The following is a 24,949-nucleotide window of genomic DNA, read 5'->3' as shown; positions in this document are numbered from 1 at the left end:
ATTCGAACGGAACCTCACCATGATTCCCGTCACGAGCAAACGTGCCGGCGGCTTCGCGCTGCCCGACCTGTCCACCGCGCACCCCGACGGCGCGGCGCGCGCCGCGCTGGAAGGGCGCCGCACCGGCGTCGCCGCGCTGCTGCCGTTCGTCGGCCCGGCCGTAATCGCGTCGATCGGCTACATGGATCCCGGCAACTTCGCGACCAACATCCAGGCCGGCGCCGCGTACGGCTACCGGCTGCTGTGGGTCGTGCTGGCCGCGAACGCGATCGCGATGCTGTTCCAGGCGATGTCCGCGAAGCTCGGCATCGTGACCGGCCGCAATCTCGCGGAGCTGTGCCGCGACCGCTTTCCCGCGCCGGTCGTGTGGGGCATGTGGGTCGCGTCCGAGATCGCCGCGATGGCGACCGACCTCGCCGAATTCCTCGGCGGCGCGCTCGCATTCGGGCTGTTGTGCCACCTGTCGCTGTTCGCGGGGATGATCGCGACGGCGCTCGCGACCGGCGCGATCCTCGCGCTCGAAAAGCGCGGCTTCCGGCCGCTGGAAGCCGCGATCGCGGCGCTGGTCGGCGTGATCGGCGCGTGCTATCTCGGCGAGTTGCTGATCGCGCCGCAGGACTGGCATGCGGCCGCGTTCCACCTGATCGTCCCGCAGATTCCGGATCACGCGGCGCTGACGATCGCGGTGGGGATCATCGGCGCGACGATCATGCCGCACACGCTGTATCTGCATTCGGGTCTCACGCAGGATCGCACCGCGCCGCGCGACGACGCGGAGCGGCGGCGGCTCGTGCGCTTCTCGAATCGCGAGGTCGTCGTCGCGCTCGGGCTGGCCGGGTTCGTGAATCTCGCGATGGTGATGATGGCGTCGTCGGCGTTTCACGCGAGCGCGCCGGGCATGACCGACATCGGCGACGCGTATCACACGCTGATCCCGGTGCTCGGGCCGGCGGCCGGCGCGCTGTTTCTCGTCGCGCTGCTGACGTCGGGCGTGTCGAGTTCGGTGGTCGGCACGATGGCCGGGCAGGTCGTGATGCAGGGCTTCATCCACCGCCGCATGCCGGTCTGGGTGCGGCGCGCGGTGACGGTCGTGCCCGCGTTCGCGGTGGTCGCGCTCGGCTGCGACGTCACGCGCGCGATGGTCGCGAGCCAGGTCGTGCTGAGTTTCGTGCTGCCGCTGCCGATGATCGCGCTGCTGTTGCTGTCGGCGCGCACGGACGTGATGGGCGCCTACGCGATGCGGCCGCCGCTGCGGATCGTCGCCGGCGCGGCGACGGTCGTGATCGTCGGGTTGAATGCGTACCTGGTGTGGGCGGCCTTCAATTGAACGGCCGCGGGCCGGCCGCCTACTGCTGCATGTCCGGCGCCTCGCGAAGCCGCCAGATCACGTTGCATTGCTGGCCGCCGAGGCTCGTCGAGCGCAGCGTGATGACGGTGCCGGCCGCGACCTGATACCAGAAATGCGCCATCAGCTCGGTGCCCTTGCGTTGCGCCTGCCCGTCGACCAGCACCTCGCACAGCAGCGGCGACGGCGAGCCGGACGGATGCGTGACGTAGACGTTCAGCCGCGCGATGTCGCGGGTCGCGGTGAGCACGATTTCGTGGTTTCCGCTGCCGATCAGCATCGTGCCGCCGGGTTCGTCGATCGCCTGCAGGTAGGCGCCGGTGCTTTCCTCGATCGCCGCGGCCGCGACGGTCAGCCCGGCCGAGCGGACGTAGCCGGTCGCCGCGATGCGCGCGGCAACCGTGTCGGATTGCGCCGGCGTGCCGTCCGACAGCGCGAACGGCATGCCGTCGCGCAGCGCGGCGTCGGTGTGGTTCGGGTAGTAGCGCCACCGGTCGAGGAAGCGGATATCGCCGGTCATGTGCAGCGCGCGGATCGGCTCGCCGTGATACCGGAGCGTCGTCGTGCCGGTGCTGGCATCGAACGCTTCGTGAATGCCGTACTTGCTGACGAAGTTCTGGACAGGGTCGAGCAGCGCCGTTTCACCCTGTGCGCTCCACAGGTGCAGGAAGGTCGTATCTATTCCGAAGCATTCCTGGAAATCGGTGCCGATGCGGGCGATGCAGTCGCGCAGGTGGTGGGCGTAGCGTGTCCAGGCATCGGCGGTCCCGGCCACGAGCCCGGCCTGCAAGGCGCCGCCGTGGCGCGCGGAGACTTCGTCGACGACGAGACGCCAGTGATGGTCGCGCCGCTCGCCGATCAGCGGCGTGACGACGAACGTGCAGAACAGCGGGTCGGGGCACGCGTGGATCCGGTCGTCGCCGATCTGCGAGAACAGGTCGAACCCCGGTGCGCAGAACCAGATGTCGGCGTCGTACAGCGCGAGCTTGCGGATCTGCGGGTGGCGAGCGCAATACTCGGCGGCCTCGATGAAGCGGCCGACCGGCAGCGCATACGCGCCCGATGCCTCGATCACGTCGACCGCCTGGCTCGCCAGGATCTGCCGCTTGCGTTCGGAGAGGCCGTAGCCGATCACCGCGATCCGGCCGTCGTAGCCGGTGTGCCGCAGCGACAGCAGGAACGGCACGAGCATTTCGTACCACGCGCGGTTGTTGTCGTTGATCGCCACGCAGACCGCGTGCTCGCTCGAATGCATGTTCTTTCCCCGGTGTGCGTGCCCGGCTCAGTAGCCGACGTGGCGCTCGCAGACGACCGCGCCGCAGCCGCGGCTGTCGTGATACGTAATATGAAACTGCTTGTTGTCCCACAGCCACTGGAACACGGCTTGATATACGCCTGCCGTGGTCATGTCGTGCAGCACGATCTTCTTGCGCACCAGCGGGCCGAAGCGGTTCAGTTCGGCGAGCGTCTGCTCGTACGTGTGCGTGGTGTCGATGAACAGCAGGTCGGATGCCAGCGGCTCCATCGCCAGATCGTCGGCGATCCTGAATTCGAAGTCGACCGACAGGTCTTGCGCGGCCTGCTCCAGTTCGTGCCGGATGCGGAAGTGCTCGTCGGAGATGTCGACCGACACGAGGCGCTTGGGTTGCGCGAGCATGAAGGCCGTCGTGGTCAGCCCGGTGAACACGCCGAGCTCGAGGATGGTGTCGCACCCGGTCGCCGTTTCCGTATAGAAGTCGAAGCGGGAAGGGCTGTCGCCGAGCCAGCCGATCGGTTCGATCTGGTACTGCAGAAACGCCATTCTCAGTTGTTGTAGCGTGCGCATCCTGTTTTCCTTCGCGAACCGGATTCGGTGGTGGTTGCCAGCGCCGGGACCCGCCGGTCCCCGCGGTGCCGGCCATTGTAGATCGCCGGCCGCCCCTCGCCCTAGCGCGGGCGCGGCGGTGGCGGCGATTACCCGCGCGCCGGCAGGGCCGGCCGCGCGGGCAGCCCCGATTACTTCGCGAGCGTGCGGTATGACACGAGGTCGTTGATCGGCCCGATTTCCGGCCCGGTCGCGCCGGGGCGCGTCGCGACCTGCACGACCTTCTCGAACATGATGATGAACGGCGAGTTCGCGAGCACGGCCTTCTGCAGCGCTTCGTAACGCTGCGCGCGCTTCGCGGGCGACGGCTCGACGAGCGCGGCCTCGGTGTCCTTCGTCAGTTGCGGAATGTCCCAGCTGTTGCGCCACGCGAGCATCTTGGTCGGCGACTGGTCGGAGTTGTCCGGATTCCACGCGAAGCCGCGCGCATTGCTGTTCGGGTCCATGTAGTCGGGTGACCACTCGCCGACGAAGATGTCGTGCTGGCGCGCGCGATACTTGCCGATCGCCTGCTTCGCATCGCCCGGAATCAGCTTCACGCGGATGCCGCCCTGCGCGAAGTTCGCCTGCAGCGCCTGCGCGATCTCGAGGTACGGATAGTCGTTCGGCATGTCCATCGTCACGTCGAAGCCGTTCGGCAAGCCGGCCTTGGCGAGCAGCGCCTTCGCCTTCGCGACGTCCTGCTTGTACGGCCGCGCGTTCGACGCGCCGAGGAAGCCTTCGGGCAGGAAGGTTTCATGCACCTTGTAGGTCGTGCTGACGATGTTGCGCTGGATGCCGTCGTAGTCGACGAGCCATTTCATCGCCTGCTGCACCTCGGGTTTCGCGAGGTTCGGGTTCTTCGTGTTCAGGCTCAGGTACAGCAGCGCGGACACCGGCCACGACGTGACCTTGATCTTGCCGGCCTTCGTCAGCGCGGCGAGGCTGTCGGGGCTCAGGTTGCGCGCGGCGTCGGCGTCGCCGTTCTCCAGCAGCAGGCGTTGCGCGGATGCTTCGGGCACGTGGCGCAGCACGACGCGCTTCATCGGGTACGGCGTGCGGTATTTCTCGAAGCGCTGCAGCACGATGGTCTCGTTGGGCGTCCACTTGACGAGCTGGTACGGGCCCGAACCCGCGTCGTTGGTCCGCAGCCAGGCACTGCCGAAATCGTTGCCTTGCTGATGCGACAGCAGCAGCTTCTTGTCGAAGACCGATGCCGGGCACGCGCTCAGCACGTTGAGCACGAAGCTCGGCGCGTACTTGCGGTCGGTTTCGAGCACGACGGTCTGCGGATCGACCACGCGCACCTTCTGCATCACGTTCGCCTTCGTGAGGCCGAGATCGGCGAGCACGCCGGCCGGCCCCTTGTCGAGCAGGATGGTGCGCTGCAGCGACCACGCGACGTCGTCGGCGGTCACCGGGTTGCCGGAGTGGAACGTGAGGCCGGGGCGCAGCTTGAACGTGTAGGTCACGCCGTCGGCGCCGACCGTCCACGATTGCGCGATCTGCCCGTCGAAGCGTGTCGGGTCCTTCAGGTCGACGCGCACCAGGCGTTCGTAGGTGTTCGCGACGTATTCGGACGGCACCAGCTCGTAGATCCCGCTCGGGTCGAGGGTCGTGAATTCGCCGAGCTGCGTCGCGACGACGAAGATGCCGGGCGGCGTGGCCGCCTGCGCCGGGAGTGCCGGAACAAGCGCGACGAGCGCGGCGCTGACGAACAGGCGGGACAGCAGGTGCTTCATGCGGGCTCCGTTGAAAGGGAATCGTGGGTGCGATTCTCTCATCGACGGCCGGCCGGATGAAAATATTCGGCGTGCGCGCCGGTGGGGTGGCGCGTAGCCGCGAGCCGGGCGGGCGCCCGGCGTCGGCGGGTTCGAATCAGATCGCGCAGCGCGCGATCGCGAAGCGCATCGCTTCCTCGGCCGGCTCGTTGCCCGAGCCGCGCACGACCTTGATGACCGAACCGTTGCCCGACGGCGTCAACGTGACGAAGTACGAGTTCGAGCCGACCGCGATGTCGGTCACGCCGTTGTGCTGCGATTGCTCGGTGCCCGACAGGCGGCTGTCGAGGCAGTTGGCGACCGCGTAGGCCGGACGTTGCGACGACACGTAGATCATCGGCGCTGCACCGGAGGCGGAGCCCGAGTCGGACGAGGGCGCGGAACCGCAGGCGGCGAGCAGGGCGGCGGGAAGGAGCAGCAGGAATCGTTTCATGATGGGTCGTCGTGGGTCTCGTATCGAGGCTGGGGCGCGGGGGAGGCGAAACGCGAAGCTTCGCGACGAAACCGCCCGGAATCGGGCCGTTTTTGACGGATGACGATGCGACAGGCGGCTGACGACGGAGTATACCCGCAGCGTTTGAAGCCGTTGGCGCGTTGAAACGATTCGATACACAACAAGCACCCGCTACCGCATCGCGGCAGCGGGCGTTTCAGGTGACGGCGAATGGGCACTTGCCGGTGTTGTCGATCTTATTGGCCGATCTGGTGGCTGACCGCATTTTCCTGCTGGTTCAGCACGTGCTTTTCGCTCTTCGTGATGTGGCTGTGATCCTGCGCAGCCATGTCCCGCTCTTCCCGGCGGATCTTGCGGTCGTCACGGTGCAGGCGCGCAGCTTCGGCGTGCGACATCTCGCCTTCCTTCACTTCGTGATGGATCCGGCGATTCTGGTTGGCGAGGCGCTGGTTGACCGCTTCGCGGCGCGGATGCGCCTGTTGCCACGGCGTATCGGCGAACGCGGTACCGGTCAGCACCGACATCAGGGTCGCGGCAATCGTGAGATGGCGGGTCAGGGCTCGCATGGTGTGTTCTCCTGTCGTTGCGCTCCGGATCGTGGGCGCTTGTCCAAAAAACGCGGAGCGGGCACCGGCTGTTGACGTTTCCTCGTGTATCGATTGCAAGTCTTTATTACGTCGGCGTGTGACGGCGCGAGCCCCGGCGCGTGCAGGACGGGGCCCGACCGTCGCGCACTCGGGTCAATGCGCGCCGGCCGCCGCCGCATCGGCATCGCCGCCGCCGGAGCGCTTCGGCTTCGTGATCCAGATGAGCGGAATGATCGCGATGAAGATGATCGCCGACACGTAGAAGATGTCGTTCAACCCCATCACGGCCGCCTGCGAATCGACCGAGGCGTTGAAGAACGCGAGTGCCGAATCGGGGCCGAGATGCAGCAGCGAGCGCGTCGTGTCAACCTGCTGCGTGAAGACCGGATTGGTGACGCTCGCCTGTTCGGTGAGCCGCACGTGATGCAGGATCGTGCGGTCGTTCCATGCGTTGCTGATCAGCGACGTGCCCACCGCGCCGCAGAACGTGCGGCCGAAATTCGACAGGCCGGCGGCGGCCGGGATCTTCTCCGGCGGCAGCCCGGACAGGATGATCGATGTCAGCGGCACGAAGAACATCGCCATCGGGATGCCCTGCAGCAGCGTCGGCAGCACGAGATCCCAGCGCGACACGTCGGTGTAGAAGGTCGTGCGCATCATGAACACGACCGCGAAGCCGACGAACGCGAGTGTCGCGATGTAGCGCGGATCGGTGCGCGGCAGCAGGCGCCCCATGACCGGCGTAAGCAGGATCGCGAACACGCCGAGCGGCGCGGTGGCGAGCCCGGAATCGACCGCGCGGTAGCCGAGATAGCCCTGCATCCACTGCGGCAGCAGCACCAGCGTGCCGAAGAACATCCCGTACGCGACCGAGATCGCTATCGTGCCGCCCGCGAAATTGCGCTGCGTGAATAGCCGCAGGTCGACGATCGGGTTCGCCTCGTGAAGCTCCCACACGAGGAAGAACGCGAAGCCGATCAGCGCGACGATGCCGAGCGCGACCACGACCGGCGAGTTGAACCAGTCGAGATCCTTGCCCTTGTCGAGCATGATCTGCAGCGACGCGACCCACAGCACGAGCAGCAACAGGCCGATCGTATCGATCGGCATGCGTTTCGTGGCCGATTCGCGGTCGCGGAACACGATCCACGTGACGGCGGCCGCGAAGAAGCCGACCGGGATGTTGATGTAGAAGATCCACGACCAGTTGTAGTCGTACGTGATCCAGCCGCCGAGCGACGGCCCCGCGATCGGGCCGACGAGCGCCGTCATCGACCACAGCGCCAGTGCGCTCGACGATTTCTGCCGTGGCCACGCGCCGAGCAGCAGCGCCTGCGACAGCGGCGCGAGCGGCCCGGCGACCGCGCCCTGCAGGATCCGTGCGGCGAGCAGCGTCGGCAGGTTGGGCGCGATCCCGCACAGCCACGACGCGAACACGAACAGCAGGATCGACGTGACGAACAGGCGCACCTGGCCGAAGCGCTGCGTGAGCCAGCCGGTCAACGGAATCGACACCGCGTTCGCGGCCGCGAAGATCGTGATCACCCACGTGCCTTCGTCGACCGACACGCCGAGGTCGCCCGAGATCGTCGGAATGGCGACGTTCGCGATCGACGAGTCGAGCACGTTCATGAACATCGCGAGCGATACCGCGATCGTGCCGATCGCGAGGCGGCCGCCCGATAGCGGGGCTGTAGTGGACGGAGAGGACATGGGTTTCCTGCGTAAGGGACGTAATGGACGTAAGGGACGTAAGGGGCGGAACGGATGCGACCCGTTGCGGCGGGCACGCGCGGCCGCACGCGGCCACGCACGCGCGCGCGCGCGAAAGCGACGCACGGACGGCGCGGCTGCTGAACGGAAGGAAGCACGGCGCGCGCGACGCGGCCCGGTAGAGGGGCCGACGCGTGCGACGTGCTGCTCGATCGGATGCACGAAGCCGTGGCGGGCTTCGGGAGGCGGAATGCTGCCGGTCAGGAAGGCGGGACGCGCGTGACGCGCCTGCGGGCAGCGGTCAGGCGGCTGCCGTCGCGTGTGGAATGGTTTTGCATCGCGACAGGCTAACGATGTGGCGAGCCGCCATCAACACGTGCCGGCTCATTAATCGATTTCGCTTGCTGCAACAATCGCTGGGCGAACCGTGCCGGTTACGGGGCGGTGCGCCAATCGTCGAACACTTCCGCGAGGAATTCGACGAACGCGCGCACCTTGCTGTCGAGCGTCGCGCGCCGCGGATACAGCACGTGCAGCTCGACGTCGTCGGTCCGGTGCCAGTCGGGCAGCACGATTTCGAGCTCGTTCCGCTCGAGCCGGCGGGCCGTGTAGTGCGTCGAGACCAGCGCGATGCCGCCGCCGCTCGCGGCCTGGCGCAGCACCGTCACCGATTCGTTGGTGATCAGCACCGGCCGCACCGGCACGTCGGCCACTTCGCCGGCCGCATTGGTGAGCCGCAGCGTCAGGCCGGGCGCGTCGCGGCCGACGAGCAGCAGGTCGTGCTGCGCGAGATCCTGCGGCGTGGCGGGCCGGCCGACGCGGTCGAGATACGCGGGGCTCGCGGCGAGCTTCGCCTGCGACCAGCCGAGCGAGCGCGCGATGTAGCTGGAGTCCGTCAGCACGCCCGCCCGCAGCGCGACGTCGAAGCCATGCTCGACCAGATCGAGCGGGTTGTTGTCGTAGATCAGCACGAGCTGGACCAGCGGGTAGCGCCGCCGAAACTCGGCGAGCGCCGGCTCCAGCTCGAACAGGCCGATCGAATAGGGCACCAGCACGCGCAGCATGCCCTCCGGCGCCGTGCGCAGCGCACGGGCCTGGCGGTCGGCGTCGAGCAGGATGTCCTCGGCACGCAGGCAGCGCTCGTAGTAGTCGCGTCCGGCTTCGGTGACGGACACACGGCGCGTGGTGCGGTACAGCAGCTGGACGCCGAGATCGTCCTCGAGCTGCTTGACCTTGCGGCTTACGCGGCTGAGCGGCATGTCGAGGTGCGTGGCGGCGGCGGTGAAGTTGCCGCGCTCGACCACGCGCAGGAATATCCGGATGCTTTCGAAGTCCATACGAGGTGCTTCAGTGTTCGACCTGCGCGCATCTTACCTGTGCCGGCCGAATTGCTTCGTGCGGCGGCGATTATCCTGCCCGGTGCAATAACGCATCCTGTCCGCGCCTCTTAGTGGCGGCGGCGCGCCCCCGTATGCTCGCCGCATGAAATTCGCCTTGCCCTCTCTACCGCCGCTCGCGGCCGTGCGCACCGCGCTGCGCGACGCCCGGCCCACGCTGCCGCCCAGCGCCCTCGGCTTCGCGTTGCGCAACACGGCCGCGTCGCTCCTCGCGCTCTACATCGCATTCCGGATGAATCTCGACGACCCGAAATGGGCCGCGTCGACGGTGTGGATCGTCGCGCAGGGCAGCCGCGGGATGGGTTTGTCGAAGAGCCAGTACCGGATTCTCGGCACGGCGATCGGCGCGGCCGTCGCACTGGTGCTGACCGGCGCCTTCGCGCAGACGCCCGAGCTGTTCCTGCCGGCGCTCGCCGCGTGGATCGGCCTGTGCGCGGGCGTCGCGACCTTTCTGCGCAATTTCCGCGCGTATGCGGCGGTGCTCGCCGGCTATACGGCGGCGATCATCGCGATGGACGCCGTCTCCGCGCCGCTGCACGCATTCGACATCGCGACCGCGCGCTTCCTGTACGTGGTGGTCGGCATCCTGTGCGGCGCGGCGTTCGAGACTGTGTTCGCGCCCGGTTCGCCGCTGGCCGACGTCCGCACGCGGCTCGCGCGCTATCTCGACCGCGCGGTGGCCGTCGGTGCGGGCGCGCTGCGCCGCGAGCCGAACGGCGCCGCCGTGCACCGGCTGTTCGCGGACGCACTCGAACTCGACACGGCGGCCGAATATGCGGCCGCCGGCGATCTGCCGGTGCGCAACGCGATCGGCCATCTGCGCGCGGCGGTGCTGGGTGTGCTGTCCGCGCAGGCCGCGGGGCAGGCGCTGCACGAGCACGCGGCGCGCAGCGACGGCACGCCGGAGCCGCTGGTCGCCGATGCCGCGCAGGTGCTCGATGGCGTGGCGGCGTCGGGCGAAGCGGGGCCTGCGCTGACCGCATTGCGTGCGCGCGTGGACGACGCGGTGCGCGCCGAGGCCGCGGAGCCGGCCGGCTCCGATCCGTCGCGCCTGCTCACGCTCGACCGGCTGGCGGCGCTGCTTGCCGGGTTCGACGCCGCCTTTGCGGGCAAGGCGCAGCTGGACCGGCCGAATCCGCCGGCGTCGCGCGTGCGCTATGCGTTCCACCACGATCCGGTGCTCGCGTGGCACAACGGCATTCGCGCGTTCGTCGCCGTGCTGGTCGCATCGGCGCTCTGGATCGTCACCGCGTGGCCGTCGGGCGCCGGGTTCGTCGCGATCACGGGCGTGGTCTGCGCGCTGTTCTCGACGCGCCCGAACTCGGTCGGCGCCACCGTCGGCTTCCTGAAAGGGGCGGCCTGCGCGGCGGTCGCGGGCGCGCTCTGCAATTTCGTGCTGCTGCCGGCGGTGTCGGGCTTCGAGATGCTCGCGTACATCCTCGGCGTGTTCATGATCGGCACGGGCATCGCGATGCGCAATCCGCGCACGGCCGGCATCGGCAGCGGCTTCTCGATCTTCTTCTGGAATTTCACGTCGCCGGACAATACGGCGCGCATCGGCGATGCCGCGTTTCTCAATTCGGCGCTCGCCACGCTGCTCGGCATCGCGTTCGGGGCGCTGGTGTTCGCGCTCGTGTTTCCCGGCGATCCCGGCACGAGCCGGCGGCGCCTGCATCGCGCGGTGCGCGACGATCTGGTTCGCATCGCACGCAATCCACGGGCATGGCGGGCGAGTGCGTGGCTGAGCCGCACGGCCGACCGTCTCGGGCGCGAACTCGGTTTCGCGGGCCGTCTGTCACCCACGCTCATCGAGCGCGACCTGCGCGATCTGCTCGCGGCCTGGACGATCGGCGACAGCCTGTTGTCGCTCGCCGAACTGGCCGCGCGCGAGCCGGCGGCGCGCCGGGCGGTCGCGGTCGTGCGGGGGCGGGTCGGGCGCGCGGATTTCGCGCGGCTGGCGCGGACCAGCAACGCGGCTGCCCGCATGCTGCTGCGGCGCGTGACCGAAGTCGACAGCGACGACGGCCGCGCACTGCTGCGCGGTGCGGTGCTGCTGAGAACGATCGCGGAGACGGCGGCCGCGCACGATGGCTTCCTGCGCGCGGTAGCGTTCGTCTGAAATCGGAAGGAGTGGTGCAGTCTCTCCTTCGAAAAACACCTGTCCATCGACGTTGAATGAGGCAGGCGCACCCTGAGGCTTCAGTTTTCCGCTTTGCCTCGCCGGGGAATCATTCGTCAGCGGTATCCAGTTCCGTGGTGTCGTTGCTCACCTTTTTCCCCGGGGCGACTGACGGAATCCAGACCTGAGCGCTTGAATTTATCAGCGTCTGTTCCAATGGTTACTTCCCACCGGTATTCGAAAAATTTGAGCACTCTTGCAGTGCGTTCACATATTTGGCGAGGAGTCCGCTCACTCCCGTGCGCAATTTAATTTTCGGAATGGCATTCATGGCTAAATCCAACTTTTTCTGTTGGGCTGCGTTTTTGGGGAGCAATTGCGGCCGTTTAATGAGAGTGATCGAGGGGCCGGCGCAATGCAGGCAACGACCCCGTACTGCCCACGCGACAAGCACTCAACTCTGTTGCCGCAATGGAGCGGCAAGGGGATATTTTTAATTTAATGCGAACCTATTTTTATTGATTCTTGGATTATTGAATAATATTGACGATTGATGAATCGAATTGGGCTGATATAAATGACAGCTTTAAAGTCTATGTTTTTTATCTATGTTTTATTCATGCGGCTGGTTTGATTATTAAGTGTGTGCATAGGAGATTCCGGGAGAAGCGAGGTGAAGTCGTGCAAAAACGCCGGGTCAACGCGAAAAACGAGGCGCGCGACTATGGCGTGGCAATGTGGTGGCCGCAGTAATGCGGGAAGGTGCAGTGGATTGATAGGTTTGCTTGCAAAATAATCGGGGCATTTAAATCGTGCATTAAAATAACACAAAGGTGAATGTCATGGCGGATCCGAAAAACTTCGTTGATCTTCAAGCTGGCTTCTACAACGCACTCGCCCAGGGTCTGGGGTACTCCAACCAGGACCCGTTTCAGGTGATTCAACCGTCGCCTCCGCTTCTGGATGGAGAGGGCGCGGATGACTTGCTCTGGGCCTATTTCAATAATCTTCCCGTCGCGTCTCTGACGGGGAACACGCAGATTTCGGGCGGCAATCAGTTTCTTGCCAATTACCAGGCAGTGATGTCTGCATTGCAGTCAGCACCGAACAACTTCCAATCGACGCTCGGCCCGGCATGTTGGGATAGCTATCAGGCTGCGCTGAAGCAGGACAAGAGCCTGACGAATCCCAAGAAGTTTCGCAATTGGGCGCTATATAACGGAGCGTGTTCTGCCGTTGCAGTGTCGGGCGCGTCTGCCTTGGCGGCTGCGGAGCTTGATCCGATCTTCGCTGCGCAGTTGAACGTCGAACCCTACCTCCCGGCCGGTGACGAGTCGGTTGACTTCGTGCCCGGCTACTCGAAGATGCTTGCCTTGCTCAAGAAGGCGCCGTATCGCTCCTTCAATGTCGGTACCAACAGCTGGCAAACCGATGTGTCCAGCACGTGGACCCAAGGTTCGAACAGCGGTTTCTTCGGGCTATGGGGCGGCAGCAGCTATACGTCCACGTTGAGCCAGAAGTTCGCCTCCGGCGGTGTATCGGTGGACGCGAGCTTCCGCAACGTGCTGCCGTTCAACGTGACCCCGGGCACGTGGTACAGCTCGGGCGCGTTCGGCCTCGCATTCAACAACCCGGGCAGTGCGCCGTGGAAGCCCGGTGTCAAGCCCAATTGGGAAACGACATTCGGCGCGTCGGGCAACATGCAACGGTTCGCATCGACTCTCGTGATTGTCAACGAGATGAACATCAAGGTTACGTCTAACGCGTCCTATAGCGAGAGCGAGCAGGAGCAGATCAGAAATAACTCGTCCGCCGGTTTGTGGCCATTCTATTGCTCCAGTAGCTCGGGCGGTTCCAACACGTCGACGGCGTTCAATGCCGCGGGAAACATGACCGTCACGATCACCTCTCAGAAGAACGTACCCGTTGTCATCGGCTGCATCGTTCTTTCCGCAAGCCACTATCTCGGCCATGAGTCGCTGGCGTCGAAGATCCTTACCGAGAAGTTCTACAGCTGACGTCGGGCAGTGATACCTGAGCCGGCATTCCGGCCATTTGCAGCAGGAGGTCGCTGCGCCGTGCTCATTTCGGGCGGGATCCCCTGGATCCCGCCGACTTGCACAACCGAAGAAAGGTCAATCCCATGGCTTCATTCGTCGAACTGCAAGACCGCTTTATCACCGCGGAGTTTGCGGCGCTCGGGTTTTCTCGGTCGGGCGGGCAAGTGCTACAGCCGGCCGCATTGCTCCGCTCCGGGGATAACGAGTCACTGTGGTCCTGCTTCAACACCATTCCGGCCGACTTGCCGGTCTTTGCGCCAAGCGGTGGCGACACGTTTTTTGCGGCATATTCCGCGTTGATCGACTCATTGATACCTGGATCCGCTCTGCTCGATCCGATCGCGGCAGCAAAGCATCGCCTCGATGTGTGGGGGCGGCAGCCCCCCGCCTGGAATGTCGACTATGCCGGCCTGGTGAAGCAGCTTGCGGTAGCCCCTAGCGTCACGTTTCCGTTCGGCAGCAACGCCGAGCCGAATACAGGATTCTGGGGCCTGTGGGGCGGCAGCGATTCCATCTCGGGACCGAGTGCGCAATTCGCCGCCGGCGACGTGTCCGGTCAGTTCGAATTCAAGCACGTGCTTCCGTTGTCGGCAACGCCGTCCAACTGGTACGTTTCTTCAGCGCTGTCACTTGCGCACGCGACGAAGAGCGGCGACCCGTGGAATCCGGGATCGGCGATCAATTGGCAATCGACGTTTGGCCCGCACGGCAACATGCAGCGCTTTGTTGCAAGCTTGCTTGTCGTATCGGGTCTGAATGCCGAGTACACATCGAGTGCGTCGTTTAGCAAAGCCGACCAGCAATCGATCCAAGCCAGTCAGGCGAAGGGTATGTGGCCGTTCTACTTGAGCGGCTCCGGGATTTCCACCCATATTCACTTCAACAGCGAGAACCAGATGACGGTGCAAATCGCCAGCGATCGGAATGCGCCAATCGTCCTCGCCGCGTCCGTGGTAAGTGCAGCGCAATTCCTCGGAGGGTAAGGGGCGCGACGCAATGGCGCGGTCGTCGACGGTGCGGTCCAATCCACGGCAGAACTCGTACCGAGAATGCAGGGGACGTCAACGCCGGGCAGCGCGTCGCTACCGGGCCGAGTCGGCCGGATCAACTGAGCCGCCAGGCCTTGCCCGGCCTCACTTCCGCCGGCAGCGGCTCGCGGTTCAGCTCGAGCAGCGTGCGCTCGATCTGCCGCGTCATTGCATCGAGTGCGAGATGGTTCGGCCCGTCGCCGAACGGCTCGGCGATCGCATGTGCGATCGCGTCGAGGGCGATCAGCGTATAGGCGACGAACACGCTGACGAACGGCGTCGCCGCGCCGATCGAATCGACGAGACCGAACGGCAGCAGCACGCAGTACGCATAGATGGTCCGGTGCAGCAGCACGTCGTATGAAAACGGGATCGGCGTCGACGCAATCCGTTCGCAGCCGCTCACCATCTCGACGAGATCGTCGAGGCGCGCGTCGAGCATCCACAGTCGCGTGTCGGAGAGATGGCCCGCATCGGCGCGTGCGGCGAACGCTTCGCGCAGTGCGTGCACGATGACGACCGGGCGGAACCGCGCAGCGGCAACGCGCGCGTAAGCGGCGCCGTCGAGCAGCCCGCGCAGGTCCGCGGCCGGATCGGTGCCGCGCAGTTGATGCTTGAGCGCATAGACGAACGCGACGACCGTCCGCACGAACGCGCGCCGCGATGCATCGTCACGGTCGATCGCACCGTAGCAGAGCGCCTGCGACACCAGCGTGCGCGTGGCGGTCAGCACGCCGCCCCACAGTTGCCGGCCCTCGCGGTAGCGTTCGTAGCTCGCGTTGTTGCGGAACCCCGCGAAGATCGCGAGCGTCAGGCCGATCAGCGTGAACGGCGTCGGGTTCAGCGGCACCTTCTCGCCGAGCACGCGGCCGCCGCCCCAGACCGCGACGAGGCTGATCGCGAGCGTCAGCACGAGCTGCGGCAGGATGGTCGGCAGCACCGAGCCGTTCCAGACGAGCAGCATCCGCAGCCAGTGCTCGCGCGGACGAACGATCATCGCGGCGCTCCGTCAGGCGGCAATCGAGGCCGGCGCGGCCGCGCGATGCAGCAGCACGGGAATCGACTTCGACGTCGGGGTGTTGCACACGTCGCCGACGCTGTCGAGCGGCACGAGCGGGTTCGTTTCCGGGTAGTACGCGCCGATGCAGCCGCGCGGGATGTCGTACTCGACGAGCAGGAAGCCGTCCGCGCGCCGCTCGATGCCGTCGTGCCACACGGTTTCCATGTCGACCCAGTCGCCGGCCTTCAGGCCGAGCATCGCGAGATCGTCACGATTGGCGAACACCACGCGGCGCTGGCCGAACACGCCGCGATAGCGGTCGTCGAGCCCGTAGACGGTCGTGTTGTACTGGTCGTGCGAGCGCGTCGTCATCAGCGTCATCAGGCGCTCGCCGTGCAGCGCGCGGGCACGCTGGATCGGCGTGTCGGCCGGCAGCGCGTGCGCGATGAAGTTCGCCTTGCCCGTCGGCGTGAGCCATTCGCGGTCGCGCGACGCGACGCGCAGGTGGAAGCCGCCCGGTCGCGCGATGCGCGTGTTGTAGTCGTAGAAGCCGTCGAGCGTCGCCTCGATCGCGTCGCGGATCTTCGCGTAGTCGTCCTTGTACGCGAGCCAGTCGATCTTGCCGCTGCCGAACAGCGCATGACCCATGTGCGCGACGATCGCGGGCTCCGACATCAGGTTCGGCGACGCCGGCTTGTTCATCCCGTACGACACATGGACCATGCTCATCGAATCCTCGACCGTCACGCCTTGCGCGACGTTGTCCTGCAGGTCGATTTCGGTGCGGCCGAGCGTCGGCAGGATCAGCGCGTCGCGGCCGTGGATCAGGTGGCTGCGGTTCAGCTTCGTCGTGATGTGCACGGAGAGGTCGCAGCGGCGCATGCCTTCCCACGTGCGCGGCGTGTCGGGCGTCGCCATCGCGAAGTTGCCGCCGAGGCCGATCAGCACCTTCACGTGGCCTTCGAGCATCCCTTCGATCGTCTCGACGACGTCGTAGCCGTGGTGGCGCGGGGGTTCGAAGTCGAACACGTGGCCGAGCCGGTCGAGGAACTCCTGCGACGGCTTTTCCTCGATGCCGACCGTGCGGTTGCCCTGCACGTTCGAGTGGCCGCGCACCGGGCACAGGCCCGCGCCGGGGCGGCCGATGTTGCCGCGCATCAGCATCAGGTTCGTCAGCATCTGGACGGTCGCGACCGAATGCTTGTGCTGCGTGATGCCCATGCCCCACGTCGCGATCACGCGCTCGCTGCGTGCATAGAGCTGCGCGAGGCTGTCGATCTGTTCGTACGGCACGCCGCTTTCGGCCGTCAGCGCCGACCAGCTTTCGTTGCGCAGATCGTCGGCGAATGCGTCGAAGCCGGCCGTGTGCTCGCCGATGAACGCGGTGTCGAGCACGCGCGGCGCACCGGCGGCGCGCGCGGCGTCGTCGAGTTCGAGCACGCGCTTCGCCATCCCCTTGATCAGCGCGAAATCGCCGCCGATCGTCGGCTGGATGAACGTCGATGCGATCTTCGTGCCCGACATCGTCAGCATCTCGATCGGGCTTTGCGGATCGGCGAAGCGTTCGAGGCCGCGCTCCTTCAGCGGGTTGATCGACACGATCGTCGCGCCGCGCTTCGCGCACTCGCGCAGCTCGCCCATCATCCGCGGGTGGTTGGTGGCCGGGTTCTGGCCGAAGATCAGCAGCGTGTCCGCATGTTCGAAATCGTCGAGCGTGACGGTGCCCTTGCCGACGCCGACCGATGCCGGCAGCCCGCGGCTCGTCGCCTCGTGGCACATGTTCGAGCAGTCGGGGAAGTTATTCGTGCCGTACAGCCGCACGAGCAGCTGGTACAGGAACGCCGCTTCGTTGCTCGCGCGGCCGGACGTGTAGAACGCGGCCTGGTTCGGGTCGGGCAGCGCCCGCAGGTGGCGCGCGATCAGCGCGAACGCGTCGTCCCATGCGATCGGCACGTAGCGGTCGGTCTGCGCGTCGTACACCATCGGGTCGGTGAGCCGGCCGTGCTGCTCGAGTTCGAAATCCGACTGTTCGAGCAGCTCGGTAACCGTATGCGCGGCGAAGAATTCGGGCGTCACGCGCTTGCTCGTCGCTTCCGCGGCCACGGCCTTCACGCCGTTTTCGCAGAATTCGAACGTCGACGCGTGCTGGCGATCGGGCCACGCGCAGCCCGGGCAGTCGAAGCCGTCCGGCTGGTTCTGGCGCAGCAGCGTACGGTAGTTGCCGCCCGCGACCTTTTCCTTGATCAGGTTGATCGTGACGGCTTTCAGCGCGCCCCAGCCGGCGGCCGGGTGGGTGTACGGTTCGATGCGCGCGGTGGCGGATTTCTTTTTCATGATGCAGCGGGTGTCGGGGTCGATGGGTGCAGAGTACGCGCGGCCCCCGTCCGGCTGTGTGTACACCTGTTCATTCCAAAAAAGAGTACAGTTGCGGCCATTCAGGCAGTGCGGATCGCAACTGTATTGTTGAAGGGAAGTTGAAAGGGAGGCGCGTGAAGCGTTACGAACAACTGGCCGACGATCTCCAGGCGCAGATCGAGCGCGGCGTGTACCGGCCCGGCGAGCGGATTCCGTCGGTGCGGCAGGCGAGCCGGCAGCAGCAGCTCAGCGTCACGACCGTGCTGCGCGCGTACCTCGTGCTGGAAAGCCGCGGCCTGATCGAGAGCCGGCCGCAATCGGGCTACTTCGTCCGTGCGCGCGCGTCGGCGCCGGCCGAGGCCGAGCTGCACATGTCGGCGCCGGCCGCCGAGCCGTCGGCCGTGGACGTGAGCCGGCTCGTGCTGTCGACGCTGCGCTCGATCTCGCGCGACGACGCGGTGCCGCTCGGTTCGCCGTATCCCGATGCGTCGCAGTTTCCGGTGCAGCGTCTTGCGCGCTATGCGCAGACGATCGGCCGCCGCCGCACGCGCTGGGGCGTGATCGACGATCTGCCGCCCGGCAACCAGGAGCTGATCCGCCAGATCGTGCGGCGCTATGCGGAGCGCGGGATCGTGGTCGAACCCGGCGAGATCGTGGTGACGATCGGTGCGACCGAGGCGATCAACCTGTGCCTGCAGGCCGTCGCGAAGCCGGGCGACACGATCGCCGTGGAGTCGCCGACCTTCTACGCGATGCTGCACGCGATCGAGCGGATGGGCATGCGCGCACTGGAAGTCGCGACGCACCCGGTCGACGGCATCGATCTCGACGCGCTCGGACGGGTCCTCGAACGCGAGCGCATCGCCGCGTGCATGGTGATGCCGAACTTCCAGAATCCGCTCGGTTTCCAGATGCCCGACTCGCGCAAGCGCGCGCTCGTCGAACTGCTGGCGAAGCACGGCGTGCCGGCGATCGAGAGCGACGTCTATCACGAGCTGCACTTCGGCGACACGACGCCGAGCGCGCTGAAGTCGTTCGACCGCGACGGGCTCGTGCTGCATTGCGCGTCGTTCACGAAGAGCCTGTCGCCGCGCTACCGGATCGGCTGGGCGATGCCGGGCCGCTACCGCGATCAGGTCGAGAAGCTGAAATTCCTGAACACGCTGGCCACGCCCGCGATCGAGCAGCTCGCGATTGCCGAGTACCTGAAATACGACGGCTACGATTTCCACCTGCGGCGCATGCGCAAGCAGTACGCGCAGCAGGCGAGCCTGATGAGCGCGATGGTGCGGCGTTTCTTTCCGGAAGGCACGCGGCTGTCGCAGCCGCAGGGCGGGTACGTGCTGTGGGTCGAGCTGCCGCGGCAGGTCGATGCGATGAAGCTGTATGCGGCCGCGCTCGCTCAAGGAATCACGGTCGGCCCCGGACACATGTTCTCGGCGAGCACCGATTACCGGCATTTCATCCGGCTCAACTACAGCTATCCGTGGTCGCGACAGATCGAGGATGCGTTGAAGGTACTCGGGCGGCTCGCGTCGGAGTGCGCGGCGCGCTGAGTGCGGGGGCCGCGCGGCAAGCGGCGGCCGACGCTCGGCCGCCACCGCGTGCATCACCCCGCGTGCGGCGCCTGCAGCCCGGCTTGCGCGGCGCCGACCATCTGCCGCATGTCGAAGCCCGACGGGTGCTGGTACACGCGCAGCCCGAACTCCGGCAGCACCGCGATCAGGTGATCGAACAGGTCGGACTGGATGGCCTCGTAGTCGACCCACGTCGTCGTGTCGGTGAAGCAGTACAGTTCGAGCGGAATGCCTTCGGCCGTGAGCGGCAGTTGCCGCGCCATGCAGGTCATGTCGCGGCGGATGCGCGGATGGCCCTTCAGGTAGTTCGCGACATACGCGCGGAACGTGCCGAGATTCGTCAGCTGGCGGCGGTTCGCCGGGCAGTCGCCGGCGGCGCCGAGCGTGCCGTTCCATTGCTCGATCGCGTCGACCTTGTCCTCGAGATAGTCCTTCAGCAGCGTCAGGCGTTCGAGCCGTTCGATCTCGTCGTGGGAGAGAAAACGCACGCTCGTCGCGTCGACGAACAGCGCGCGCTTGATACGGCGCCCGCCCGCTTCGGTCATTCCGCGCCAGTTCTGGTAGCTCTCGGTGATCAGCTTCCACGTCGGCACGGTGATGATCGTGTGATCGAAGTTCGCGACCTTGACGGTGTTCAGCGTGATGTCGATCACGGTGCCGTCCGCGCCGGCCGACGGCATCGTGATCCAGTCGCCGATCCGCAGCATGTCGTTCGACGACAGCTGCACGCCCGCGACCAGGCCGAGCAGCGTGTCCTTGAAGATCAGCATCAGCACCGCGGACATCGCACCGATGCCCGACAGCAGCAGGCCGATCTGCTTGCCGGTCGCGTCGCCGATCACGACCAGCGCGGCCGTGATGAACATCACGAGCTTGACGAGCTGCATCGCGCCTTTCAGCGACAGGTGCGGCTGGCCGCGCTGATCGCGCTGGTACGTGCGATGCGTGTGTTCGAGCGCCGACAGCGTCGCGCTGACGGTCATCGTCACGAGGAACACGATCAGCGCGAACAGCACCTTGTCGGCGACCTCCGCGGCCGTCTCGGGGATGCCGGGCACCGCGCCGAGCCCGAACTTGATCACGACGAACGGGACGATGCGGTTCAGCCACTTGAATGCGCCGAACTCGAACAGCGCGTCGTCGACGCGCGTGGCGGACAGCCGGGCGAGCCGCGCGACCACGCGGAACAGCAGGAAATGGACGACGGCGGTGATCGCGCCGGCGGCGGCGAGCAGGATGAGGGTGCCGACGAGCGGCGCAAACCAGGATTCGTTCAGGGTCATAGGGGCAAACAGGGGCCTTCTCGTGCGTTGAATCGGCGCCGCGGCGCGGCGCGCGCCCGGTGAAGGGCACATGAAAGGGACCGTGATTGTGCCATCGGGTTCCGGGCGCGTTACTGCGAGTGCATGGTGCGCGGCTCCCGAATCTCCTCACCATTGCGTAGGTTTCCTCTGTAATCGGGTGAGGGCGGGTGGTGAAAGCGCATCACCGCGAGCCGCCGCGCGCGCATGTCGCCGGATGCGTTGCGCACCGGGCTGGGGATCGGCTGCAGCCCGCTCCAGCGGGCCTTCGCGCGTCGATGCGCGTGAACGGCGATCCATGCAATCATGCGGGCGTCGCCCGTGCCGGCGCGTGTGACGCTCGCTTTCGCGTGCGGCTCATCGCCGACGGTGAGCGACACGTGCCACCTTCGCGCACTTGCCATGGGACGCCTGCCCGGGGCACGATGCACGAACGACTTCGCGAACCACGCCACCCCGTATTCACGCATTCCACGCATGCAAGATTCCAACGAAAGCCGCCCGTCGGGCGTGCGGCTGCTGAAAGGCATCCTCCCGATCCGCCGTGGCGGGGCGATCCGCGACGTGTTCGCGGGTATTTCGCTCGCGTCGATGGACATCCCGCAGGTGCTCGGCTATGCGCGCATCGCCGGCATGCCGGCCGTCACGGGCCTCTACACGGTGTTCCTGCCGCTCGTCGCGTTCGCGTGCTTCGGTGCGTCGCGGCATCTGGTGGTGGCCGCCGATTCCGCGACCGCGACGATCTTCGCGAGCCGGCTGTCGTCGATGGCGCCGGCCGGCAGCGCCGAGTACGTGGCGCTGGCCGGCATGGTCGCGCTGCTGACCGCCGCGATGCTGCTGCTCGCACGCCTCTTCAAGCTCGGCTTTCTCGCCGATTTCCTGTCGCGCACGGTGCTGGTCGGCTTTCTCGCCGGCGTCGGCGTGCAGGTGTCGATCGCGATGCTCGGCGACATGCTCGGGTTGGCGGTGCCGTACCCGGCGTCGCGCAGCCTGGCACAGCTCGACTACGTCGTCACGCATCTCGTCCACACGAACCGGCCGACGTTCGCGCTCGCGGCGCTCGTCGTCGTCGCGATTCTCGCGTGCAAGCGGTTCCTGCCGCGCGTGCCGATGCCGATGATCGTGGTCGTGGGCAGCATCGCCGCAAGCTACGCGTTCGGGTTCGCCGCGCACGGCATCGCGGTGCTCGGGCCGGTCGCCGGCGGGCTGCCGCCGTTGCGCTGGCCGTCCGTCACGTGGCAGCAGTGCCTCGATCTCGTGCCGGTCGCGGCTTCGTGCTTCGTGATGATCATCGCGCAGAGTGCGGCCGCCGCACGCGTGTTCGCGCAGCAGTATGACGAGGAGGTCGACACCAACGCCGACATCCTCGGCCTCGCGGCCGCGAATGCGGCGGCGGCGGTGGGCGGCGCGTTCGTCGTCAACGGCAGCCCGACGCAGACGGCGATGGCCGACGGCGCGGGCGTGCGCAGCCAGATCGGGCACCTCGCATTCGCGGCCGTGGTGGCGGTGGTCCTGCTGTTCTTCAGCCCCTATCTGCAGTACCTGCCGCATGCGGTGCTGGCCGGCATCGTGTTCACGATCGCGCTCGGGCTGATCAATGTGCGCAGTCTCGCCGCGATCCGCAAGGAAAGCCCCGGCGAGTTCACGCTCGCGCTGGTGACGGCGCTGGCCGTCGTGACGGTCGGCGTCGAGCACGGCATCCTGCTGGCCGTCGCGCTGTCGCTGATGCGGCACGTGCGCCACAGCTACCAGCCGCACACGATGGTGCTCGAACCGGTCGACGGCAACGGGCGGTGGCAGCCGGTGCCCACGCGGCGCGGCGCGATGACGGCGCCGGGGCTGATCGTCTACCGGTTCGGCTCCGACCTGTTCTTCGCGAACGATCATCTGTTCACCGCCGAAGTGACCGAGCTCGTCGAGGCGGCGCCGGTGCCGACGCGCTGGTTCGTCGTCGATGCGGGCGCGATCACCGATATCGACTACTCGGCCGCGCGGACGCTGACCGACCTCGTCAGGATGCTGCAGGCACGCGGGATCGGTGTGCTGTTCGGGCGTGTCAATCGCTACCTGCGCGCGGACATGGATCGTCACCGGATCACGGAGATCGTCGGCGCGTCGTGCATCTTCCCGACACTGCACCAGGCACTGGAGGCCGCCGGCACGACGCCGGCGCCGCAGGAACCGGGCATCGTGTAGCGGGAGCGGGCGTTAGGCTGCCGCCCGCACGCGCGCGAAGCCGTTGCGCAGGTGGCGTCGATCGTGCCGATGTGGCTGCCATGGCGACGCCGCGCGCGGGGCACAGCGCAGCGTGATGGAGCGCCCGCGGTCAGCGCGAACCGGCGCGTGCGGCGCCGGCAGGTTTCCCGCCCGCACCGGCCGACCACAACGGCAACCGCAGCGTCGTGACGAAGCTCGCCGCGTGCAGCACACAAAGCAGGCCGAACGCCCACGCATACGCGTTCGCCTGCGTGCCGCCGCTCGCCACCGATTCGGCCTGCAGCCGCCACGCGAGGAACAGCGAGCAGATCGTCGTGAACGTCGGGCCACCGAGACGCTGCACGATATTGAGCGAGGTCGTCGCCATCGGCAGGTTGCGGCGCTCGACCGACGCATACGCGGCGGAAATCGACGGCGCGCCGATCGCGCTCTGGCCCATGCCGCGCAGGAACAGCGCGGGCACGAGCAGGACCGGATCGTAGCCGCTCAGCGCGAGAAACACCAACGGCAGCGTCGCGAACAGCGCGAGCAGGGCGCCTGCGGCGGCCAGCCGGCGCACGCCGAACCGGCTCGTGAGCGCGCCCATCGACGGGTAGGTGACCAGCATGCCGAGCCCCATCGGCGCGAGCAGCCAGCCCATTTCGCCGGGCGTGCGGCCGCAGGCCTGGATCAGGAACACCGGAATCAGCATCTGGCCCGCGAACAGCGCGCCGTTCGACAGGAATTGCGTCGACGCGGCCGCGCCGAATACCTTGCGGCGAAACAGCGCCAGGTCGATCAGCGCGTGCTCGCCCTTGCGCGTTTCGACCCGCAGGAACGCCGCGAGCAACAGCGCGGCCGCGACGATCGCCGCGATGCCGAGCGCTTCGTTGATCCGCTCGATCCCGTACAGGAACAGCACGAGCGCCGGCGACAGCAGCGCGAGGCCGACCCAGTCGAGTTCGCGCGGCTGCGTGTCGTCGCGGTCGCCGGGCAGGAACCGCACGGCCAGCGCGAGCGCCAGCACGCCGACGGGCAGGTTCACGAGAAACAGCCAGCGCCACGACGTGTGCTGCAGGATCGCGCCGGCGACGACCGGGCCGAGGATCGGCGCGAGCAGCACCGGCACGGCCGCGTAGCCGATCACGCGCGCCATCTGCTGGCCGGCGACACGCGCGATCATCATCTGCGCCATCGGCGCGAGCAGCCCGCCGCTCACGCCTTGCAGCACGCGGAAGGCGATCAGCGACGGCGCGGACCACGCGAGCCCGCACAGCGCCGACGTGAGCGTGAACGCCGAGAAGCACCACAAATACAGCGCCTTCGCGCCGATCCGGTCGACGAGCCAGCCGTTCAGCGGCAGCACCAGCGTGAGCGCGAGCAGGTAGCCGCTCGTCACCCACTGGATCGTCGAAAGGTTCGCGTGCAGGTCGGTCGCGAGACTCGACAGCGACACGTTGACGATCGTCGCGTCGAGTTGCGACAGCAACGAGCCCAGCACCGCGACCGCGCTGACCTTCCAGATCGACGGATCGAGCCGGCCGGCCGCGTGGTCCCGCGCCGGCCGAGTGCGTGGATCGCTCACGCGCCGCGCCGGTCGAGCAGCGCGACGATGTCCTGCGTCGTGCCCGTCTCGCCGAGGCGCGGGAACAGGCGCTCGACGCTGTTCACATGTGCATCCGCGTTGAGGTCGGTCATCGCATCGACGGCGAGCGTGACGTTGTAGCCGAGTTCATGCGCCTGCCGTGCAGTCGATTCGACGCCGATGCTCGTCGCGACGCCGGTCAGCACGATCTGCGTGACGCCGGCCGCCTTCAGGTGCGCGTCGAGGTCGGTGCCGGTGAAGGCGCCCCAGGTCTTTTTCGTCACGAGGTGGTCGCCCGGTTGCCGGTTCAGTTCGGGCACGAGTTCGGCCCAGTCAGCCGGGAGCTGTGCCGTGCGCGGCGGTTGCTCGGTGCGACCCGGTGCGCCGCCCGCGACGTTGACGAGCACGACCGGCAGGCCGCGGCTGCGGAATGCGTCGAGCAGTTCACGGGTGTGCGCGATCACCGGTTCGACCGGGTGCGCGGTGGGAAGGGCGACGATGCCTTTCTGCAGGTCGATGACGACGAGGGCCGTGTTCGTGTCGAGACGGGTTGCGCTCATGATGGGACTCCGTGAAAGGGCGAAGGAAGCCGTGCGCGCGAATGCGGT

19 protein-coding genes are annotated in these 24,949 nt (G+C 67.0%); 6 read left to right on the top strand and 13 right to left on the bottom strand.

What is annotated here, in order from left to right; all coding sequences use genetic code 11:
• The first annotated feature begins 19 nt into the window (after positions 1–19).
• Positions 20–1,327 (top strand): Nramp family divalent metal transporter, encoded by a 1,308-nt coding sequence (locus QZM35_RS07475; protein WP_174972386.1) that lies wholly within the window; start codon positions 20–22, stop codon positions 1,325–1,327.
• A 19-nt stretch (positions 1,328–1,346) separates the two neighbouring features.
• On the opposite strand, the gene QZM35_RS07470 is transcribed toward QZM35_RS07475, so the two are convergent.
• The 7 genes from QZM35_RS07470 to QZM35_RS07440 all read right to left on the bottom strand — a co-directional run bounded on the left by QZM35_RS07470 (position 1,347) and on the right by QZM35_RS07440 (position 9,060).
• Positions 1,347–2,600: a hypothetical protein gene (locus QZM35_RS07470; protein WP_301775703.1), complete on the bottom strand. Its 1,254-nt coding sequence runs from the start codon at positions 2,598–2,600 to the stop codon at positions 1,347–1,349.
• Positions 2,601–2,627: 27 nt separating this feature from the next.
• A complete protein-coding gene (locus tag QZM35_RS07465) occupies positions 2,628–3,170 on the bottom strand; it encodes a class I SAM-dependent methyltransferase (RefSeq protein WP_301775702.1) in 543 nt (180 codons plus the stop codon).
• Between the two features lie 170 nt (positions 3,171–3,340).
• The gene (locus QZM35_RS07460; RefSeq protein ID WP_174972390.1) at positions 3,341–4,930 is read right to left on the bottom strand and encodes an ABC transporter substrate-binding protein; all 1,590 of its coding nucleotides are present in this window, start codon (positions 4,928–4,930) and stop codon (positions 3,341–3,343) included.
• A gap of 136 nt (positions 4,931–5,066) precedes the next feature.
• Positions 5,067–5,402, bottom strand: coding sequence for a sugar ABC transporter ATPase (locus tag QZM35_RS07455; protein WP_089432862.1), 336 nt, complete (start codon positions 5,400–5,402; stop codon positions 5,067–5,069).
• 257 nt (positions 5,403–5,659) lie between these two features.
• Positions 5,660–5,989: a hypothetical protein gene (locus tag QZM35_RS07450; protein ID WP_301775701.1), complete on the bottom strand. Its 330-nt coding sequence runs from the start codon at positions 5,987–5,989 to the stop codon at positions 5,660–5,662.
• Positions 5,990–6,163: 174 nt separating this feature from the next.
• Positions 6,164–7,723: a DHA2 family efflux MFS transporter permease subunit gene (locus QZM35_RS07445; RefSeq protein ID WP_089432861.1), complete on the bottom strand. Its 1,560-nt coding sequence runs from the start codon at positions 7,721–7,723 to the stop codon at positions 6,164–6,166.
• A gap of 434 nt (positions 7,724–8,157) precedes the next feature.
• Positions 8,158–9,060 carry a LysR family transcriptional regulator gene (locus QZM35_RS07440; protein WP_089427243.1) on the bottom strand — a complete coding sequence of 301 codons (903 nt, stop codon included), beginning with the start codon at positions 9,058–9,060 and terminating at the stop codon, positions 8,158–8,160.
• Between the two features lie 145 nt (positions 9,061–9,205).
• Here QZM35_RS07440 and QZM35_RS07435 point away from each other — a divergent pair, with 145 nt between their 5' ends.
• The 3 genes from QZM35_RS07435 to QZM35_RS07425 all read left to right on the top strand — a co-directional run bounded on the left by QZM35_RS07435 (position 9,206) and on the right by QZM35_RS07425 (position 14,282).
• Positions 9,206–11,239, top strand: a complete 2,034-nt coding sequence (locus QZM35_RS07435; RefSeq protein ID WP_301775700.1) for an FUSC family protein — start codon at positions 9,206–9,208, stop codon at positions 11,237–11,239.
• 842 nt (positions 11,240–12,081) lie between these two features.
• On the top strand, positions 12,082–13,257 hold the full coding sequence (locus QZM35_RS07430) for a hypothetical protein (RefSeq protein ID WP_089427245.1): 1,176 nt from the start codon (positions 12,082–12,084) through the stop codon (positions 13,255–13,257).
• 125 nt (positions 13,258–13,382) lie between these two features.
• Positions 13,383–14,282, top strand: coding sequence for a hypothetical protein (locus QZM35_RS07425; protein ID WP_301775699.1), 900 nt, complete (start codon positions 13,383–13,385; stop codon positions 14,280–14,282).
• A 121-nt stretch (positions 14,283–14,403) separates the two neighbouring features.
• Here the strand turns inward: QZM35_RS07425 and QZM35_RS07420 are convergent, their stop codons facing one another.
• Complete coding sequence (locus QZM35_RS07420) at positions 14,404–15,324, bottom strand: bestrophin family protein (RefSeq protein ID WP_301775698.1); 921 nt, start codon at positions 15,322–15,324, stop codon at positions 14,404–14,406.
• 12 nt (positions 15,325–15,336) lie between these two features.
• Complete coding sequence (locus tag QZM35_RS07415) at positions 15,337–17,661, bottom strand: FdhF/YdeP family oxidoreductase (protein WP_174972400.1); 2,325 nt, start codon at positions 17,659–17,661, stop codon at positions 15,337–15,339.
• A 155-nt stretch (positions 17,662–17,816) separates the two neighbouring features.
• Here QZM35_RS07415 and QZM35_RS07410 point away from each other — a divergent pair, with 155 nt between their 5' ends.
• Positions 17,817–19,238, top strand: coding sequence for a PLP-dependent aminotransferase family protein (locus tag QZM35_RS07410; protein ID WP_174972402.1), 1,422 nt, complete (start codon positions 17,817–17,819; stop codon positions 19,236–19,238).
• A 53-nt stretch (positions 19,239–19,291) separates the two neighbouring features.
• Here the strand turns inward: QZM35_RS07410 and QZM35_RS07405 are convergent, their stop codons facing one another.
• Positions 19,292–20,542, bottom strand: a complete 1,251-nt coding sequence (locus QZM35_RS07405; protein ID WP_089427251.1) for a mechanosensitive ion channel family protein — start codon at positions 20,540–20,542, stop codon at positions 19,292–19,294.
• A 110-nt stretch (positions 20,543–20,652) separates the two neighbouring features.
• Positions 20,653–20,940, bottom strand: a complete 288-nt coding sequence (locus tag QZM35_RS07400; RefSeq protein ID WP_301775697.1) for a hypothetical protein — start codon at positions 20,938–20,940, stop codon at positions 20,653–20,655.
• Between the two features lie 97 nt (positions 20,941–21,037).
• On the opposite strand from QZM35_RS07400, the gene QZM35_RS07395 reads away from it, so the two are divergent.
• Positions 21,038–22,756 (top strand): SulP family inorganic anion transporter, encoded by a 1,719-nt coding sequence (locus tag QZM35_RS07395; RefSeq protein WP_301775696.1) that lies wholly within the window; start codon positions 21,038–21,040, stop codon positions 22,754–22,756.
• Between the two features lie 130 nt (positions 22,757–22,886).
• Here the strand turns inward: QZM35_RS07395 and QZM35_RS07390 are convergent, their stop codons facing one another.
• Both QZM35_RS07390 and QZM35_RS07385 read right to left on the bottom strand, forming a co-directional pair.
• Positions 22,887–24,341 carry a DHA2 family efflux MFS transporter permease subunit gene (locus QZM35_RS07390; protein WP_301775695.1) on the bottom strand — a complete coding sequence of 485 codons (1,455 nt, stop codon included), beginning with the start codon at positions 24,339–24,341 and terminating at the stop codon, positions 22,887–22,889.
• A complete protein-coding gene (locus QZM35_RS07385) occupies positions 24,338–24,901 on the bottom strand; it encodes an isochorismatase family protein (protein WP_089427255.1) in 564 nt (187 codons plus the stop codon). Before QZM35_RS07385 ends, QZM35_RS07390 begins: the two co-directional genes overlap by 4 nt.
• Between the last annotated feature and the right edge of the window lie 48 nt (positions 24,902–24,949).

Source organism: Burkholderia sp. AU45274 (assembly GCF_030482505.1).
In the GTDB taxonomy this organism is placed as follows: Bacteria; Pseudomonadota; Gammaproteobacteria; order Burkholderiales; family Burkholderiaceae; genus Burkholderia.
Note: the sequence above shows the minus strand (reverse complement) of the source record. Positions and strands in the feature narration are given on the sequence as shown.

What these genes read in the sequence shown, in the direction of transcription:
- QZM35_RS07460 (WP_174972390.1), bottom strand. Translation starts at nt 4,930, where the DNA reads ATGAAGCACCTGCTGTCCCGCCTGTTCGTCAGCGCCGCGCTCGTCGCG.
- QZM35_RS07455 (WP_089432862.1), bottom strand. Translation starts at nt 5,402, where the DNA reads ATGAAACGATTCCTGCTGCTCCTTCCCGCCGCCCTGCTCGCCGCCTGC.
- QZM35_RS07475 (WP_174972386.1), top strand. Translation starts at nt 20, where the DNA reads ATGATTCCCGTCACGAGCAAACGTGCCGGCGGCTTCGCGCTGCCCGAC.
- QZM35_RS07385 (WP_089427255.1), bottom strand. Translation starts at nt 24,901, where the DNA reads ATGAGCGCAACCCGTCTCGACACGAACACGGCCCTCGTCGTCATCGAC.
- QZM35_RS07415 (WP_174972400.1), bottom strand. Translation starts at nt 17,661, where the DNA reads ATGAAAAAGAAATCCGCCACCGCGCGCATCGAACCGTACACCCACCCG.
- QZM35_RS07435 (WP_301775700.1), top strand. Translation starts at nt 9,206, where the DNA reads ATGAAATTCGCCTTGCCCTCTCTACCGCCGCTCGCGGCCGTGCGCACC.
- QZM35_RS07445 (WP_089432861.1), bottom strand. Translation starts at nt 7,723, where the DNA reads ATGTCCTCTCCGTCCACTACAGCCCCGCTATCGGGCGGCCGCCTCGCG.
- QZM35_RS07450 (WP_301775701.1), bottom strand. Translation starts at nt 5,989, where the DNA reads ATGCGAGCCCTGACCCGCCATCTCACGATTGCCGCGACCCTGATGTCG.
- QZM35_RS07395 (WP_301775696.1), top strand. Translation starts at nt 21,038, where the DNA reads ATGCAAGATTCCAACGAAAGCCGCCCGTCGGGCGTGCGGCTGCTGAAA.
- QZM35_RS07465 (WP_301775702.1), bottom strand. Translation starts at nt 3,170, where the DNA reads ATGCGCACGCTACAACAACTGAGAATGGCGTTTCTGCAGTACCAGATC.
- QZM35_RS07420 (WP_301775698.1), bottom strand. Translation starts at nt 15,324, where the DNA reads ATGATCGTTCGTCCGCGCGAGCACTGGCTGCGGATGCTGCTCGTCTGG.
- QZM35_RS07430 (WP_089427245.1), top strand. Translation starts at nt 12,082, where the DNA reads ATGGCGGATCCGAAAAACTTCGTTGATCTTCAAGCTGGCTTCTACAAC.
- QZM35_RS07440 (WP_089427243.1), bottom strand. Translation starts at nt 9,060, where the DNA reads ATGGACTTCGAAAGCATCCGGATATTCCTGCGCGTGGTCGAGCGCGGC.
- QZM35_RS07405 (WP_089427251.1), bottom strand. Translation starts at nt 20,542, where the DNA reads ATGACCCTGAACGAATCCTGGTTTGCGCCGCTCGTCGGCACCCTCATC.
- QZM35_RS07470 (WP_301775703.1), bottom strand. Translation starts at nt 2,600, where the DNA reads ATGCATTCGAGCGAGCACGCGGTCTGCGTGGCGATCAACGACAACAAC.
- QZM35_RS07425 (WP_301775699.1), top strand. Translation starts at nt 13,383, where the DNA reads ATGGCTTCATTCGTCGAACTGCAAGACCGCTTTATCACCGCGGAGTTT.